We start from the raw sequence: 16175 nt of genomic DNA, 5'->3' as shown, positions 1-16175 counted from the left end.
TAGACCCATGAACATTCATGAATATCAGGCCAAGGCTCTGCTGAAGGGCTATGGCGCACCGGTTGCCGAGGGTGTGGCAATTCTCAAGGTTGAAGAGGCCGAGGCGGCCGCCAAGTCGCTTCCCGGCCCGCTTTACGTGGTCAAGAGCCAGATCCATGCGGGCGGCCGCGGCAAGGGCAAGTTCAAGGAACTGTCGCCGGAAGCCAAAGGCGGCGTACGTCTCGCCAAGTCGATCGAAGACGTCGTTGCCAACGTCAAGGAGATGCTCGGCAACACGCTGGTGACTGCGCAGACCGGCGTAGCCGGCAAGCAGGTCAATCGCCTTTATATCGAAGACGGCGCCGACATCGAACGCGAACTCTACTGCTCGCTGCTGGTCGACCGCTCGGTCGGTAAGGTCGCCTTCGTCGTCTCCACCGAAGGCGGCATGGACATCGAAGCTGTCGCCCACGATACGCCCGAGAAGATCCAGACCATCGCCATCGATCCAGAAGCCGGCGTGACGGCTGCCGACGTCGCCAAGATCTCCGCCGCTCTCAAGCTCGAAGGCGCTGCCGCAGAAGACGCCAAGTCGCTCTTCCCGCTGCTCTACAAGGCCTTCAACGAGAAGGACATGTCCCTTCTGGAAATCAACCCGCTGATCGTCATGAAGAATGGCCATCTGCGCGTCCTCGACGCCAAGATGTCGTTCGACGGCAATGCGCTCTTCCGGCACGACGACGTCCGGGCGCTGCGCGATGAGACCGAAGAAGACGCCAAGGAAATCGAGGCTTCCAAGTGGGACCTCGCCTATGTTGCGCTCGACGGCAATATCGGCTGCATGGTCAACGGCGCGGGCCTCGCCATGGCGACGATGGACATCATCAAGCTCTACGGCAAGGAGCCGGCCAACTTCTGCGACGTCGGCGGCGGCGCCGGCAAGGAGAAGGTCGCTGCGGCGTTCAAGATCATCACCGCAGACCCCAAGGTCGAAGGCATTCTCGTCAACATCTTCGGCGGCATCATGAAGTGCGACGTCATCGCCGAGGGCGTCATTGCCGCGGTCAAGGAAGTCGGCCTCAAGGTTCCGCTCGTCGTGCGCCTTGAAGGCACCAATGTCGAGCTCGGCAAGAAGATCCTGAACGAGTCGGGTCTCGCGATCACGGCGGCTGACGACTTGGACGATGCGGCCAAGAAGATCGTCGCGGCGATCAACGGCTAATTTTGAGGGATCGGAAAGAATGTCTATTCTCGTCAATAAAGACACCAAGGTCCTCGTTCAGGGTCTGACCGGCAAGACCGGCACGTTCCACACCGAACAGGCGCTCGCTTACTACGGCACCCAGATGGTCGGCGGTATCCACCCGAAGAAGGGCGGCGAAACCTGGACCGGCGCGAAGGGCGAAAGCCTGCCGATCTTCGCGACCGTCGCCGAAGGCAAGGAAAAGACCGGCGCCAACGCATCGGTCATCTACGTTCCGCCGGCCGGCGCTGCCGACGCGATCATCGAAGCGATCGACGCCGAGATCCCGTTCATCACCTGCATCACCGAAGGCATCCCGGTCATGGACATGGTGCGCGTCAAGGCTCGCCTCGACCGCTCCAAGTCGCGACTGCTTGGGCCGAACTGCCCGGGCATCATGACGCCGGAAGAGTGCAAGATCGGCATCATGCCGGGCTCGATCTTCCGCAAGGGCTCAGTCGGCATCGTGTCCCGCTCGGGCACGCTGACCTATGAAGCCGTCTTCCAGACCTCCAACGAAGGTCTCGGCCAGACGACGGCCGTCGGCATCGGCGGCGACCCGGTCAAGGGCACCGAGTTCATCGACGTGCTCGAGATGTTCCTGGCCGACGAAGCCACGACCTCGATCATCATGATCGGCGAAATCGGCGGCTCTGCTGAAGAAGACGCGGCTCAGTTCCTCAAGGACGAAGCCAAGAAGGGCCGCAAGAAGCCGATGGCCGGCTTCATCGCCGGCCGTACGGCGCCGAAGGGCCGTACCATGGGCCATGCCGGCGCCGTGGTATCAGGCGGCAAGGGTGACGCGGAATCGAAGATCGCGGCGATGGAATCGGCAGGCATCAAGGTGTCGCCGTCTCCGGCCCGGTTGGGCAAGACGCTGGTTGAAGTCCTGAAGGGCTGAAGCCACCTATAGACCGGGCGGAGGAACGGCATCTGCGCCTTCCGCCCGGTTCGCAAACGAGACCAGCAGATGCGCCGCGGACAGGCGGCGATCGAATGCGGCAGCCGGCGATGAGCCGGCAAAATCATCAAGTCAGGAGGCGGGCCGAAGCGTCCGCATATCACCATGGCACGGCAAGAAGCCAACGAGCAGTTTCAGATCACCTCGTTTCTGGATGGCGCCAATGCGGCCTATATCGAGCAGCTCTATGCGCGCTACGAAGAGGATCCGGCGTCGGTCGACGATCAATGGCGCACCTTCTTCAAGGCGCTGGAAGACGATCCTGCCGATGTGAAGAAGGCGGCCAAGGGAGCATCCTGGCGCAGGAAGAACTGGCCGCTGGCACCTCGCGGCGATCTGGTGTCGGCGCTCGACGGCGACTGGGGCATCGTCGAAAAGGCGATCGAGACGAAGGTGAAGGCCAAGGCCGAAGCCGAGGGCAAGCCTGCCGACAGCACCGACGTGCTGCAGGCGACGCGCGATTCCGTCCGCGCCATCATGATGATCCGCGCCTACCGCATGCGCGGCCACCTGCATGCCAAGCTCGATCCGCTCGGAATCGCCGCCGCCGTCGACGATTATCGCGAGCTGTCGCCTGAGAATTACGGCTTCACATCAGCCGATTACGACCGCAAGATCTTCATCGACAACGTGCTCGGCCTGGAATATGCGACCATCCCCGAGATGATCGAGATCCTCGAGCGCACCTATTGCTCGACACTCGGCGTCGAATTCATGCATATTTCCAACCCGGAAGAGAAAGCCTGGATCCAGGAGCGCATCGAAGGCCCCGACAAGGGCGTGGCCTTCACCGCTGAAGGCAAGAAGGCGATCCTTGCCAAGCTCGTCGAAGCCGAAGGCTACGAACAGTTCCTCGACGTCAAGTTCAAGGGCACCAAGCGCTTCGGCCTCGACGGCGGCGAATCGCTGATCCCGGCTCTGGAGCAGATCCTGAAGCGCGGCGGTCATCTCGGCCTGAAGGAAGCCGTGTTCGGCATGGCCCATCGCGGCCGCCTCAACGTGCTCTCGCAGGTCATGGGCAAGCCGCACCGCGCCATCTTCCACGAATTCAAGGGCGGTTCCTACGCACCCGATGAAGTCGAAGGCTCCGGTGACGTCAAGTATCATCTCGGTGCATCCTCCGACCGCGAATTCGACGGCAACAAGGTACACGTGTCGCTGACGGCAAACCCGTCGCATCTCGAAATCGTCGATCCCGTCGTCATGGGCAAGGCGCGCGCCAAGCAGGACATGAGCGCTACGGTGTGGGAAGGCGACATCATTCCGCTTTCCGAACGCTCCAAGGTTCTGCCGCTGCTGATCCACGGCGATGCGGCTTTCGCCGGTCAGGGCGTCATTGCCGAAATCCTCGGTCTTTCCGGTCTGCGCGGCCACCGTGTTGCCGGCACCATGCACGTTATCATCAACAATCAGATCGGTTTCACGACGAACCCGGCCTTTTCGCGCTCGTCGCCCTATCCGTCCGATGTCGCCAAGATGATCGAAGCGCCGATCCTGCACGTCAACGGTGACGATCCGGAAGCGGTCGTCTACGCAGCCAAGATCGCGACCGAATTCCGCATGAAGTTCCACAAGCCTGTGGTGCTCGACATGTTCTGCTATCGCCGCTACGGCCACAATGAAGGCGATGAGCCGTCCTTCACGCAGCCGAAGATGTACAAGGTCATTCGCGGCCACAAGACCGTGCTGCAGCTCTATGCGGCGCGCCTCGTCGCCGAGGGACTGCTCACCGAAGGCGAAGTCGAGAAGATGAAGGCCGACTGGCGCGCGCATCTCGAGCAGGAGTTCGACGCCGGCCAGAGCTATAAGCCGAACAAGGCCGATTGGCTGGATGGCGAGTGGTCGGGCCTGCGCACCGCCGACAATGCCGACGAGCAGCGCCGCGGCAAGACCGCGGTGCCGATGAAGACGCTGAAGGAGATCGGCCGCAAGCTCTCGGAAATACCGGCGGGCTTCAACGCGCACCGCACGATCCAGCGTTTCATGGAAAACCGGGCCAACATGATCGCCACCGGCGAGGGCCTCGACTGGGCGATGGCCGAAGCGCTCGCTTTCGGCGCGCTTTGCCTCGAAGGCCACAAGATCCGCCTGTCCGGTCAGGATTGCGAACGCGGCACCTTCTCGCAACGCCATTCGGTTCTCTATGATCAGGAAACCGAGGAACGCTACATTCCGCTCGCCAATCTTTCGCCGACGCAGGCCCGCTACGAAGTCATCAACTCGATGCTTTCGGAAGAGGCCGTGCTCGGCTTCGAATACGGCTACTCGCTCGCCCGCCCGAATGCGCTGACGCTCTGGGAAGCGCAGTTCGGCGATTTCGCCAACGGCGCGCAGGTGGTCTTCGACCAGTTCATCTCGTCGGGCGAACGCAAGTGGCTGCGCATGTCCGGCCTCGTCTGCCTGCTGCCGCACGGCTATGAAGGCCAGGGCCCGGAGCACTCCTCGGCTCGTCTGGAACGCTTCCTGCAGCTCTGCGCGGAAGACAACATGCAAGTCGCCAACGTCACGACGCCGGCGAACTACTTCCACATCCTGCGCCGGCAGCTGAAGCGCGACTTCCGCAAGCCGCTGATCCTGATGACTCCGAAATCGCTGCTTCGCCACAAGCGGGCAGTCTCGACGCTTGCGGAACTCGCCGGCGAATCGGCTTTCCATCGCCTGCTCTGGGACGATGCCGAAGTGATCAAGGACGGCCCGATCAAGCTGCAGAAGGACAATAAGATCCGCCGTGTCGTCATGTGCTCCGGCAAGGTCTATTACGATCTTCTGGAAGAGCGTGAAAAGCGCGGTATCGACGACATCTATCTGCTGCGCGTCGAACAGCTTTATCCTTTCCCGGCTAAGGCCCTCATCAACGAGCTTTCGCGCTTCCGCAACGCCGAAATGGTCTGGTGCCAGGAAGAGCCTAAGAACATGGGCGCATGGTCGTTTATCGACCCCTTCCTCGAATGGGTGCTTGCCCACATCGATGCGAAGTACCAGCGCGTCCGCTATACCGGCCGCCCGGCCGCCGCCTCGCCGGCGACGGGCCTGATGTCGAAGCATCTGTCGCAGCTCGCCGCATTCCTCGAGGATGCATTGGGCGGCTAATCAAAGGGGGGCGCAATGGCTTATTTCTTTTTAAGACTGCTGCCGCCGCGCCCCACTTTCCCGCATGACGGGACCGGGGAGGAAATGGCGGCGATGAAACGCCATGTCGAATATTGGCATCGGCAGGCCCTTGCGGGATCGGCAATTGTCGTCGGTCCCGTGTTCGAGGGTGCAGGCGCCTTCGGCATGGCAGTCGTCGAAGTGGAGGATCAGCCGGCGGCGCAAGCTCTTGCCGACGGCGATCCGATCATCGCTTCCGGTCTCGGGTTCCGTTTCGATATTTTGCCGATGCCCTCGATCATTTTGCGGCCGCCCGCCGTCTGAAACGCATAAACGAAAACACACGAAATCAGGATTTGAACAATGGCCACAGAAATCCGCGTTCCAACTCTCGGTGAATCCGTCAGCGAGGCAACCGTCGGCACCTGGTTCAAGAAGGTCGGCGACGCCATCAAGGCCGACGAGCCGATTCTGGAGCTTGAAACCGACAAGGTGACCATCGAAGTTCCCGCGCCTGTCTCCGGCACGCTGTCGGAAATCGTCGCCGCCGCCGGCGAGACCGTCGGTCTCGGTGCACTGCTCGGCCAGATCGCCGAAGGTGCCGGTGCTGCCGCGTCGGCTGCTGCCGCACCGGCTGCCGTTCCCGCCCAGCCGGCCCCGGCTGCCGCGGCCCAGCCGGCTGCTGCTGCCGCTGCATCCTCGTCGAGCGCTTCCGTCTCCACCATGCCGCCGGCACCGGCGGCTGCGAAGATGCTGGCTGAAAGCAATCTTTCCGCCGATCAGATCGACGGCAGCGGCAAACGTGGCCAGGTGCTGAAGGGCGATGTCATTGCCGCCGTCGCCAAGGGCATTTCCGCTCCGGCGGCCGTACCCGCAGCGGCGCCGGTTGCAGCGCGCGGCCCGTCGACGGTCGAGGATGCCTCGCGCGAAGAGCGCGTGAAGATGACGCGCCTGCGCCAGACGATCGCCAAGCGCCTCAAGGACGCGCAGAACACCGCCGCCATGCTCACCACCTATAACGAGGTGGACATGAAGGCGGTCATGGACCTGCGCAACAAGTACAAGGACATTTTCGAGAAGAAGCACGGCGTCAAGCTCGGCTTCATGGGCTTCTTCACCAAGGCTGTGACGCATGCGCTGAAGGAATTGCCGGCGGTCAATGCCGAGATCGACGGCACCGACGTCATCTACAAGAACTACTGCCATGTCGGCATGGCCGTCGGCACCGACAAGGGCCTCGTCGTTCCTGTCATCCGCGATGCCGACCAGATGTCGATCGCCGAAATCGAGAAGGACCTCGGCCGTCTTGCCAAGGCGGCGCGTGACGGCTCGCTCTCCATGGCCGACATGCAGGGCGGCACCTTCACCATTACCAACGGCGGTGTTTACGGCTCGCTGATGTCCTCGCCGATCCTCAACGCGCCGCAGTCCGGCATTCTCGGCATGCACAAGATCCAGGAACGGCCGGTTGCCATCGGCGGCCAGGTGGTCATCCGCCCGATGATGTATCTGGCGCTTTCCTACGATCACCGCATCGTCGACGGCAAGGAAGCAGTCACCTTCCTCGTGCGCGTCAAGGAAAGCCTCGAAGATCCGGAACGTCTGGTTCTCGATCTCTAAGGGAGCATTTCGATGCGGAACCGGATCATGCGAGCGGCGCGCCTTCTTCTTTGCGCTGCCGCCGCGCATGCCCCGGTCTCCGCGTCGGCTGCCGGCTGGGATGTCGGCAAGGCCAGCAGCAATTTCGAACTGGTGGCGCTTGATGATGCCGAACTCTCCAGCCGGTCGATCGACGTGGTCCATATGGGCGATGTCGAGCTGACGTCGGGGCGCATCGTCGCGGCCGATCCGCTTGCTCAGCCGGATCGTCCGGCGCTGGCAAGAACGGTTGCGCCGGGCGACTATCCGGTGACGCTCTACCGGGCCTTCGGGCGCATCGCGGCGGCGAGCATGCGGTTGGCCGAGGGCAAACCCGATCATTGGGAGTTAGCCGTCCTTCCCGGGCAGGACCCGGCGACGCTGAAAGATGACGAGATCTTCGGCTATCCTGTCGACGCCGGCGTTGGCTGTTACATGGACGCCGATACGCTGGCGCTGATCGACGAGCGGCAAGCGCAGGTCCAGGCGCAGAAGCCGGATGCCGACATCAATTATTACGACGACGTGCTGGCTTCGGAGCTCGATCCCAACAAGAACCACTATGCGCTGCACCGGCCGATTGCCGGCAAGAAGGGCAATGTCGCCGTGTTCTGGAGCGGCTGGGGCGACGGTGTCTATCCTGTCTTCTGGGGCCTCGACAAGGACGGCCGTCCATTGGTGCTGTTGACGGATTTTGGTGTGATCGAGAAGGCCGACGGACGGCGAGAGCCGAAGGTGCAATGAGCGGGACGATCGGGATCATGGCAGGGCGGAGAGGTGCAGCTGCGATTGCAGCTGCCGCGGTTTTCGCTATTCCAGTTGTTGCGTTCGCCGCCGACTGCAAACAAGAGCACGCCGTTTACGTCGACCGTGACGGCGCCTATGAACTGCGTTTTACACCGCTGAATTCTCCCTCGGCTGCCGCCAGCAACCAGTTCAAGGTCAATGCGCTCGAGACATCCGTCGTCATGGAAGGCTACGTGATGCCGTCGGAAGATCCGGTGCGGGCGATCGGCGTCCTGATGTTCAATTGCCCGGAGGGGGACGCAACCGGCGCCGACCTCGATGCCTGCACCGTCTGGCAGGGCGCCGTCTACGGTATGAATGCCAAGGGCGAGATGGACAATCTGCAGCCGGAGGGTGCGGCGGCGGCCGAAAAGCTCGTGCTTCCCGGCCTTGGTCCCGCCATTCGTGAATCGAGCGCCTGGGGCGAGGGCAAGGCTTCGGTGGCGCCCTGGGACGTGATGACTTTCAAGGAGTGTGCGACATGAGTGATGCACCTGTTGTTCTCGTGACCGGCGGCAGCCGGGGCATTGGCGCCGCGGTCTGCCGGCTCGCCGCGCGCCAGGGCTGGCGCGTCGCCGTGAATTATGCCTCCAGCCGACAGGCGGCGGAAGCTGTCGTTGCGACGATCACTGAGGCCGGCGGCGAGGCCATGGCGATCCAGGGCGATGTCGGCACGGCTGCCGATATCGCAGCCATGTTTGCCGCGGTCGATCGCCATTTCGGCCGGCTCGATGGGCTGGTCAACAATGCCGGCATTGTCGACTACCCGCAGCGGGTCGACGAAATGTCGATGGAGCGGATCGAAAGGATGCTGCGCGTCAATGTGACCGGCTCCATCCTGTGCGCGGGAGAGGCCGTTCGCCGGATGTCGAGCCGTCATAGCGGCCGGGGCGGCGCAATCGTCAACGTTTCGTCGATGGCGGCAATCCTCGGCTCGGCGACACAGTATGTCGATTATGCGGCCTCGAAGGCGGCGATCGATACCTTCACCATCGGGCTTGCGCGTGAGGTCGCGGCGGAGGGTATTCGTGTGAATGCCGTCAGACCCGGTATCATCGAAACCGATCTGCATGCTTCCGGCGGACTGCCGGACCGGGCGCGCGAATTGGCGCCGTCGGTGCCGATGCAGCGTCCGGGTACCGCCGAGGAGGTGGCGGACGCTATCCTCTATCTTCTTTCTCCTTCCGCCTCCTATGTCACGGGCGCGATCCTCAATGTGAGCGGCGGCCGCTAGAGGGACGGGGCAAAAAGCAGCATGCAGTATATTCTCGAATTCCTCGGCCTGATGGCCGTCTTCTCGATCTTCCTCGTCGTGTCGGGCGCCGATTTCGCCGCCATCATGACCGGCCTCGGCATGGGCTGGTTTGCCGGCGTCTCCAAATTCTTCACGGTCAAGACGATCCGTGACCGCTTCATTGCCAGTGGCAAATGGTTCAACCGCATCACCGGAGCGGCACTCGTCGCCTTCGGCTTCCGCCTCGCGCTGTCGCGCGCCGCCGACTAATTGAAAAATCCAAAGGGAAAGAAGCAATGTCTTATGATGTGATCATTATCGGAACCGGTCCGGGTGGCTATGTCTGCGCCGTCAAGGCAGCCCAACTCGGCCTCAAGGTCGCCGTTGTCGAAAAGCGCGCCACCTATGGCGGCACCTGCCTGAACGTCGGCTGCATCCCGTCGAAGGCGCTGCTGCATGCCTCCGAAATGTTCCATCAGGCCGGCCACGGCATGAGCGCGCTCGGCATCGACATCCCGGCGCCGACGCTCAACCTTGGCAATATGATGGCGCACAAGGATGCGACGGTGAAGGCGAATGTCGACGGCGTCGCCTTCCTCTTCAAGAAGAACAAGATCGATGCCTTCCAGGGCACCGGCAAGATCGTCTCGGCCGGCAAAGTTGCCGTCACCACCGAGGACGGCCAGGTGCAGGAGATCGAAGGCAAGAACATCGTCATCGCCACCGGTTCGGATGTCGCCGGCATTCCCGGCGTGCAGGTCGAGATCGATGAAAGGACCATCATCTCGTCCACCGGCGGCATCGCGCTGGACAAGGTGCCGGAAACGCTGATCGTCGTCGGCGGCGGCGTCATCGGCCTCGAACTCGGTTCGGTCTGGTCGCGCCTCGGCGCCAAGGTCACCGTCGTGGAATATCTCGACACCATCCTCGGCGGCATGGACGGCGAAGTCTCCAAACAGTTCCAGCGCATGCTTGCCAAGCAGGGCAGCGATTTCCATCTCGGCGCCAAGGTCACCGGCATCGAAAAGGGTGAGAAGGGCGCCAAGGTCACCTTCGAGCCGGTCAAGGGCGGCGACGCCGTGACGCTCGACGCCGACGTCGCGCTGATCGCCACCGGCCGCAAGCCTTATACGGCAGGTCTCGGCCTCGAAGAGGCCGGTGTTGCGCTCGACAATCGCGGCCGTGTCGAGATCGACGGTCACTTCAAGACCAATGTCGCCGGCATCTATGCGATCGGCGATGTGGTCAAGGGCCCGATGCTGGCGCACAAGGCGGAAGACGAGGGTGTGGCGCTGGCCGAAATCCTCGCCGGACAGCATGGCCATGTGAATTACGATGTGATTCCGAGTGTCGTCTATACGCAGCCCGAGATCGCCTCGGTCGGCAAGACCGAGGAAGAGCTGAAGGCGGCGGGTATCGCCTACAAGGTCGGCAAGTTCCCGTTCACGGCGAACGGCCGCGCCCGCGCGATGCTGGCGACCGACGGCTTCGTCAAGATCCTCGCCGACAAGGACACTGACCGCGTGCTCGGCGGCCATATCGTCGGTTTCGGCGCCGGCGAGATGATCCACGAGATTGCCGTGCTGATGGAGTTCGGCGGTTCGTCGGAAGATCTCGGCCGCAGCTGCCACGCGCATCCGACGATGTCGGAAGCGGTCAAGGAAGCTGCGCTCGCGACCTTCTTCAAGCCGATCCACATGTAATCTTACATCTTCGTAATGAAGCGTTCAGCCGCTTGCCGCGAGGCAGGCGGCTGTTTTAATTTTGGCGCATCGCAGACATCGGCATGTAACGAAGGTTAGAAAATGCAAAAGCCGTCCGACAAGGGTTACAGCCTTACCCAGCGCTTGCTTCATTGGACGGTGGCGCTTTTGATCTTCTTCAATCTGCTGTTTCCTGACGGCATGAACATCTGGCATCGGCTCATGCGCAGAGGCGAGGTGCCGACGCCGGAGCAGATTGCGTCGGCCAACATCCATGCCTACGTCGGCATCGCCATCCTGCTGCTCGCTGCCGTCAGGCTCGGACTGCGCTTCGTCAACGGCGTGCCGGCCGAGGCGGCGGAGGAGCCGGCGATCTTCCGTCTTGCGGCGAAGCTTGCGCAAGCCGGTCTCTACATCCTCATCTTCGCCATGCCGCTTACGGGCATCGCCGGCTATTATTTTGGCGTCAATCCCGCGGGGTCGTTGCACGCGGATATCCTGAAGATCATTCTCTGGGCGCTGATTGCGGCCCATGTCGCGGGCGCGCTCGCCCATCAGTTCTATTGGAAAAGCAATGTGCTGCGCCGCATGACGCTCGGCTGAGCGCCATCTGACGTATAAAAACTGAGGTTGTCAGTCTCGAGGAGCTGCCATTGCGGCTGATTATTCCGGGGGCATGCTTCAGTTTACGGCCGTCACCGTAAAACCCTGCTTGCGCAGCAGTTCGATGACGCCGCCCTGGCCGGGCAGGTGCAGGGCACCGACGGCCATGAAAACATTGCCGCCGTCGAGAATGGGAGCGGCGCGCTCGGCCATCACCTTGTTGCGATCGAGGATGACGCGCTGTTCGAAGGCGGCGTAGTCACCGGCCTGGTCTTCATTCGTCGGCGTCACCGTCTTCAGCATCGGCATGGTCATGCCGATATCGCCGGAGAGGTAGAGATCGGTCATCGTTTCGACGACGTCGCTCATCTTGTCGCCGAGTTCCAGCGTCTCGATCAGCGACTTCATATGGAATTCCACCGGCAGGTCGGCCATGGCCTGGATCTGTTCGGCAAGGGTCTCCAGCCCCTTGACCTGCTTGCCCTGAGCAACGGCGTCGGTGGCGATCTTCTGGTCGAGGAACTGCACGCCTCTGGCCTTGCGGGCGAGTTCGCAGGCCGGAAGGGCGACGGCGCTGGAGATCATCCATGGCCGCATGCGGGAGACGGCGCTGAGCGGGATTCCGCGCTGCTTGAGGCCGGCTTCCAGGCGCTTGTAGTCCTCGACAGAGAGCAGCTTATCGATCGTCGTGCCGTCGGTGAACATTGTCAGTTCCGGCCGTGCGAGCAGGGCGGCCGTCGCCTTGCGCTCATCGAGGATCTCGTCGGATTCGATGATGATCGTATTGGCTGCGTCGTGGGCGGCCTGGGCGCGCGGCGGCAGGGCAAGCACACGGGGATCGGTCACATGCATGCTGCCGAGCAGCCATGAAGGGGCAAGTCCAGGCTTCTCGATCTTCCAGAAGATGCCCTTGCCGTTCGGCGTTGCCTCGGCTTCCTTGACCGCCTCGGCGTATCGCGCGGGGTCGCTCTGCTGTAAGTCGACCATTAGATTGCGGCCGGTGCAGGCTGTGTCTTCGGCCGCCGCCGGCCTTGCGGCGAGGAGGGCGACAAACAGAGCCGCAACAAGCAGCACGTGGAAGGCTGCAATCAGCCAGAGCAGCAGATTGCCGGGTGCTGCGAGGAAAAAAGCCCGGCGGCTGATTGAAGTCGTCATCCTGGTATTCCCCACATGCCCTATCGCTTCTGCTCTACGCTCGGCTTGCGCATAATCCTTTAAGAGAATGCGTTAACGAAAACTTAGCGCATCGCTTCAGGCGGATTCATGGGCGCTGAGCTTGTCGACAAAAGGAGATGCCGTCGTCACAAGCGCTGCGCATTTTGGACGAGATGCGTCAAGCGCGCGGATGGGCTCGATCATACACCTCAAGCAGCCGCGATGCATCGACGCCGGTATAAACCTGCGTTGTCGAAAGGCTGGCGTGGCCGAGCAGTTCCTGGATGGTGCGCAGATCGCCACCGCCGGCAAGCAGATGGGTGGCGAAGGAGTGGCGGAGTGCATGCGGCGTCGCCGTCTCCGGCAGGCCGAAGGCGCCGCGCAGCTTCTGCATGGCCCGCTGGATGATCGCCGCCTGCAGCTTGCCGCCGCGGGCGCCGCGAAACAGCGGCTCACCGCTTTCGAGATCATATGGGCAGAGCGCGCGATATTTCTCGACGGCGTCGAACACTACGGGCAGCAGCGGCACCAGCCGTGTCTTGTTGCCTTTGCCGGTGATGCGCAGCGTCGTCGCGCCCTTCGGCAGGTCGGCGGGAACGAGACCCAGCGCTTCGGAAATGCGCAGGCCACAGCCGTAGAGCAGGGTCATAACAGCCGCATCGCGCGCGGCAATCCAGGGTTCATCATGCAGCTGGGCTCCATCGCTGACGATGGTGATCGCCTGCGTGTCCGACAGCGGTTTGGGCAGCGACTTCGGCTGTTTCGGCGAACGGATCGCACCGGCGCCGGCGGCATTGACCAGGCCCTTCTTTTCCAGGTGACGCAACAGCGAACGAAGGCCGGCGAGATTGCGGCCGAGCGAACGGGCGCCGGAGCCTTGCCTGCGCCGAGCAGCCAGGAAGGCGCGGAAATCGGCGGGGCGCAATTCCCTGATATCGCCGAGCGTTGCCGGGCCGGCGAGATGACCTGTCAGGAAGGTCAGAAACTGGCGGGTGTCGCGCTCATAAGCATCGAGCGTATGCTCGGAAAGACGGCGTTCACGAGCGAGGTTTTCGAGCCACGCAGCGCGTTCCGCCATCAGGCGCGGGTCGGCGATTACAAGCAGTTCATTCACATTGCTGGCCTTGAATTTGCCTTCAAGTCCGCCAATTTGAAGCAGGAACGGTTATGGAATTGCTAATGCCGGCCAAGCCTTTGTCATCCTTCGATCATATTGTACTGCGATAGCTTACAGCCCATAGACAGGATCTTTCATGGCACGGCGCGATTCCATGACGGCTTTCGGACAACTCGCGGAAGCGATCGCTCTCGTTTCACAAGGAAAGCCCGGTCACATCGTCGACACGCTGATTGCCGAACGCGGCCAGAGGATCGTGAAACATCCGCTCTGGCCGGTCATGCGACCGTTCCTCTACACGCTTCTGCGCTATAACAAGGCGATCGAATTCGCCAATGCGGTTGCCAAGATGCCGGGGTTCCAGTCGTTCGAATATCTGAGCGACGTGCTGAAGCTCGACATCGGCGTCGCCAACGGCGAACGCATTCCTGATAGCGGCGGCTTCATCCTCGTCAGCAATCACCCCACGGGCATTGCCGACGGCGTTGCCGTATTCGACCTCCTGAAAACGCGCCGGCCTGATATGATGTTCTTTGCCAATCGCGATGCGATCCGCGTCAACCCGCGTTTCGCCGAGATGGTCATCCCCGTCGAATGGCGGGAGGAGCACAAGAGCAAGCTCAAGGCGCGCGAGACGCTGCAATTGACGAACCACGCTGTGCGGGAAGGCAAGGCGACGGTGCTCTTTCCATCGGGCCGCATCGCCTATTGGGCCAATGGCCGGCTCAACGAACGCCCATGGAAAACGTCGGCGGTCGGGCTGGCGCGCAAATACAATTTGCCGATCCTCCCCGTCCACATGACGGCGCGCAATTCCGGTCTTTTTTATTGGCTGGCGAAGTGGTCGACGGAGCTTCGCGACATGACGGTTTTCCACGAACTCTTGAACAAGCGCGGCGACCGCTTCGATTTCGTGATCGGCAATCTCATTCCCGCCGAACATCTTGACGGCGATGTCAACGAGGTGACGAAGGCGCTGGAGAAACATACGGTCCACGACATGGCCCGCGATGGGGACGCGACATTCGTGCCGGTCGGCGGGCCGGCTGCGGCGATGCCGCGCGAGATGTCGGTTCTGGCCGTTTAGAGCCGTGACGATCGATATTCGTATCTTCCATGATGGGTTGCCGGAGGCGATGGTGGGACTTGCGCACGAAGCCCGACAGGAGGGCCATCTCCATATCGGCCGGCTTATCGATGAGTGGGCAGCTGGCGACATCCGCTTCGCGCGTGACGGCGAAAGGCTGCTCGGCGCCTTTGCGGACGAAGCACTCGTTGGTGTCGGTGGCATGACCATCGAACCCGCCCTGCCGGAAACGCTGCGGATGCGGCGTTTCTACGTTCGCCCCGCTATGCGCAGTCGCGGCGTCGGGCGGATGCTTGCGCTCACCCTTCTGGATCACGCGCGGCGCTTCTGCCGTTGTGTCACCGTGCATGCGGGAAACGACGGTGCGGCGAAATTTTGGGAGTCGCTTGAATTTCGTCCCCGTCACCAGGATGGTTATACCCATGTTCTCGATCTGCGCGGTTGAGGCGAGATCGCACACCATCATGCGCCGATCTCCTTGAGGCGGACCGCCTGGCGGGCCAAAAGCCGCTCGACATCGGCAATGTCGAGCGCCGACAGCCTGGCGCCCGGCTTGCGCAGGGCGGCGGACTTGATGACGCCGCGCTTGGCAAGCACGTATTTGCGGCAGGCAAGACCGATGCCCTGCTGCTGTTCATAGCGGGCGAGCGGCAGATAGGCGTCGAAGATTTCGTGGGCGCGCTCGGGATTGCCGGCGCTATAGGCTTCGACCACGCCGACCATCATCTCGGGATAACAGAAGCCGGTCATGGCGCCATCGGCGCCGCGACCCATCTCCTCCGGCAGGAAAAGCCCGCCATTGCCGCAGAGGATGGAGATGCGTCGCATGCCGCCCTTGTCGCCGGCTGCGCGAAGCGCGGTGATTTTCGACAGGCCCGGCCAATCCTCATGTTTGAGCATGACGCAATTGGGCACTTCTCTGACAATGCGCTCGATGACCGCGGGTGCGATCGTCACGTTGGTGGTAAGCGGATAGTCCTGCAGCACGAAAGGCGTATCACCCAGGGTATCACCAACCGACTGGTAAAAGGCGAAGACCTGATCGTCGGTCCTGATGGTCCAAGGCGGCGCAACCATGACGCCGGCGGCACCTTCGCCCATGACGGCCTCGGCGAGCTCGCGCATCGGAGCAAGCCCGGGTGCCGACACGCCGACGACCACCGGAAGGCGCCCGTCGAGGCGCTTCAGTACACGCTCGACCACGATCCGTGATTCCTCGGAGGTCAGCTTCGGGGCCTCGCCGAGCTGGCCGAGCACCGTCAGGCCGGTGACGCCGGCGCCTTCATAGAAATCGACCATCCTGTCGATGCTTTCGAGATCGAGCGCGCCCTCGTCGGCGAAGGGAGTTACCGCGATAACGTAGACGCCTTTGGCATCCTCGGTCAGTCTGGCCATTCATGCTCTCCGATTCAGCTGTCGAACAAATCCTCCGGTCATCTAGGCGGCCAATTGCTTGACCCGCAACCTTTTCGTCAAAGCTCGGTCCATCGTGGCGAGTCTTCGTTATCCAATTCTCACCAAACGAGCCATCTCGTCTTTGCGGTTTCAATTCTATCGATTTGCGGGCATGGTCTCGCGC

General features: G+C 62.3%; 16 protein-coding genes. 13 read left to right on the top strand and 3 right to left on the bottom strand.

Annotation, left to right across the window (positions count from 1 at the left end):
- The first annotated feature begins 7 nt into the window (after positions 1 to 7).
- From sucC to AMK02_RS19680, 11 genes are all read left to right on the top strand, one after another.
- Complete coding sequence (gene sucC, locus AMK02_RS19730) at positions 8 to 1201, top strand: ADP-forming succinate--CoA ligase subunit beta (protein WP_064805431.1); 1194 nt, start codon at positions 8 to 10, stop codon at positions 1199 to 1201.
- Between the two features lie 19 nt (positions 1202 to 1220).
- A complete protein-coding gene (gene sucD / locus AMK02_RS19725; protein ID WP_064805429.1) occupies positions 1221 to 2123 on the top strand; it encodes a succinate--CoA ligase subunit alpha in 903 nt (300 codons plus the stop codon).
- A gap of 165 nt (positions 2124 to 2288) precedes the next feature.
- On the top strand, positions 2289 to 5273 hold the full coding sequence (locus AMK02_RS19720; protein WP_064805427.1) for a 2-oxoglutarate dehydrogenase E1 component: 2985 nt from the start codon (positions 2289 to 2291) through the stop codon (positions 5271 to 5273).
- Between the two features lie 15 nt (positions 5274 to 5288).
- Positions 5289 to 5597, top strand: coding sequence for a YciI family protein (locus tag AMK02_RS19715; protein ID WP_064805426.1), 309 nt, complete (start codon positions 5289 to 5291; stop codon positions 5595 to 5597).
- Between the two features lie 39 nt (positions 5598 to 5636).
- Complete coding sequence (odhB, locus tag AMK02_RS19710) at positions 5637 to 6893, top strand: 2-oxoglutarate dehydrogenase complex dihydrolipoyllysine-residue succinyltransferase (protein WP_064805424.1); 1257 nt, start codon at positions 5637 to 5639, stop codon at positions 6891 to 6893.
- 12 nt (positions 6894 to 6905) lie between these two features.
- Positions 6906 to 7655, top strand: coding sequence for a DUF4241 domain-containing protein (locus AMK02_RS19705; protein WP_064805422.1), 750 nt, complete (start codon positions 6906 to 6908; stop codon positions 7653 to 7655).
- Positions 7652 to 8182, top strand: coding sequence for a hypothetical protein (locus AMK02_RS19700; protein WP_064805420.1), 531 nt, complete (start codon positions 7652 to 7654; stop codon positions 8180 to 8182). The genes AMK02_RS19705 and AMK02_RS19700 overlap by 4 nt, the downstream gene beginning before the upstream one ends.
- Positions 8179 to 8931 carry an SDR family oxidoreductase gene (locus AMK02_RS19695; protein WP_064805418.1) on the top strand — a complete coding sequence of 251 codons (753 nt, stop codon included), beginning with the start codon at positions 8179 to 8181 and terminating at the stop codon, positions 8929 to 8931. The genes AMK02_RS19700 and AMK02_RS19695 overlap by 4 nt, the downstream gene beginning before the upstream one ends.
- Before the next feature lie 21 nt (positions 8932 to 8952).
- Positions 8953 to 9201: a hypothetical protein gene (locus AMK02_RS19690; RefSeq protein ID WP_064805416.1), complete on the top strand. Its 249-nt coding sequence runs from the start codon at positions 8953 to 8955 to the stop codon at positions 9199 to 9201.
- Positions 9202 to 9227: 26 nt separating this feature from the next.
- Complete coding sequence (gene lpdA / locus AMK02_RS19685) at positions 9228 to 10634, top strand: dihydrolipoyl dehydrogenase (protein ID WP_064805414.1); 1407 nt, start codon at positions 9228 to 9230, stop codon at positions 10632 to 10634.
- 102 nt (positions 10635 to 10736) lie between these two features.
- Entirely contained in the window at positions 10737 to 11237 is a 501-nt protein-coding gene (locus tag AMK02_RS19680; RefSeq protein WP_064805412.1) for a cytochrome b, read from the top strand.
- 78 nt (positions 11238 to 11315) lie between these two features.
- Here AMK02_RS19680 and AMK02_RS19675 read toward each other — a convergent pair whose 3' ends face one another.
- Positions 11316 to 12392 carry a TraB/GumN family protein gene (locus AMK02_RS19675; protein WP_064805410.1) on the bottom strand — a complete coding sequence of 359 codons (1077 nt, stop codon included), beginning with the start codon at positions 12390 to 12392 and terminating at the stop codon, positions 11316 to 11318.
- Between the two features lie 178 nt (positions 12393 to 12570).
- A complete protein-coding gene (locus AMK02_RS19670) occupies positions 12571 to 13506 on the bottom strand; it encodes a tyrosine recombinase XerC (RefSeq protein ID WP_064805409.1) in 936 nt (311 codons plus the stop codon).
- A 139-nt stretch (positions 13507 to 13645) separates the two neighbouring features.
- Here AMK02_RS19670 and AMK02_RS19665 point away from each other — a divergent pair, with 139 nt between their 5' ends.
- Positions 13646 to 14596, top strand: a complete 951-nt coding sequence (locus tag AMK02_RS19665) for a GNAT family N-acetyltransferase (RefSeq protein ID WP_064805407.1) — start codon at positions 13646 to 13648, stop codon at positions 14594 to 14596.
- Positions 14597 to 14600: 4 nt separating this feature from the next.
- The gene (locus AMK02_RS19660; RefSeq protein WP_064805405.1) at positions 14601 to 15041 is read left to right on the top strand and encodes a GNAT family N-acetyltransferase; all 441 of its coding nucleotides are present in this window, start codon (positions 14601 to 14603) and stop codon (positions 15039 to 15041) included.
- A gap of 17 nt (positions 15042 to 15058) precedes the next feature.
- On the opposite strand, the gene AMK02_RS19655 is transcribed toward AMK02_RS19660, so the two are convergent.
- A complete protein-coding gene (locus AMK02_RS19655; RefSeq protein ID WP_064805403.1) occupies positions 15059 to 15991 on the bottom strand; it encodes a dihydrodipicolinate synthase family protein in 933 nt (310 codons plus the stop codon).
- Positions 15992 to 16175: the final 184 nt, after the last annotated feature.

The sequence above is a fragment of the Rhizobium sp. N731 genome, from assembly GCF_001664145.1.
Taxonomy (GTDB): Bacteria; Pseudomonadota; Alphaproteobacteria; order Rhizobiales; family Rhizobiaceae; genus Rhizobium; species Rhizobium esperanzae.
The sequence above is the reverse complement of the archived record's forward strand: the minus strand, read 5'-3'. Positions and strand labels throughout refer to the sequence as shown.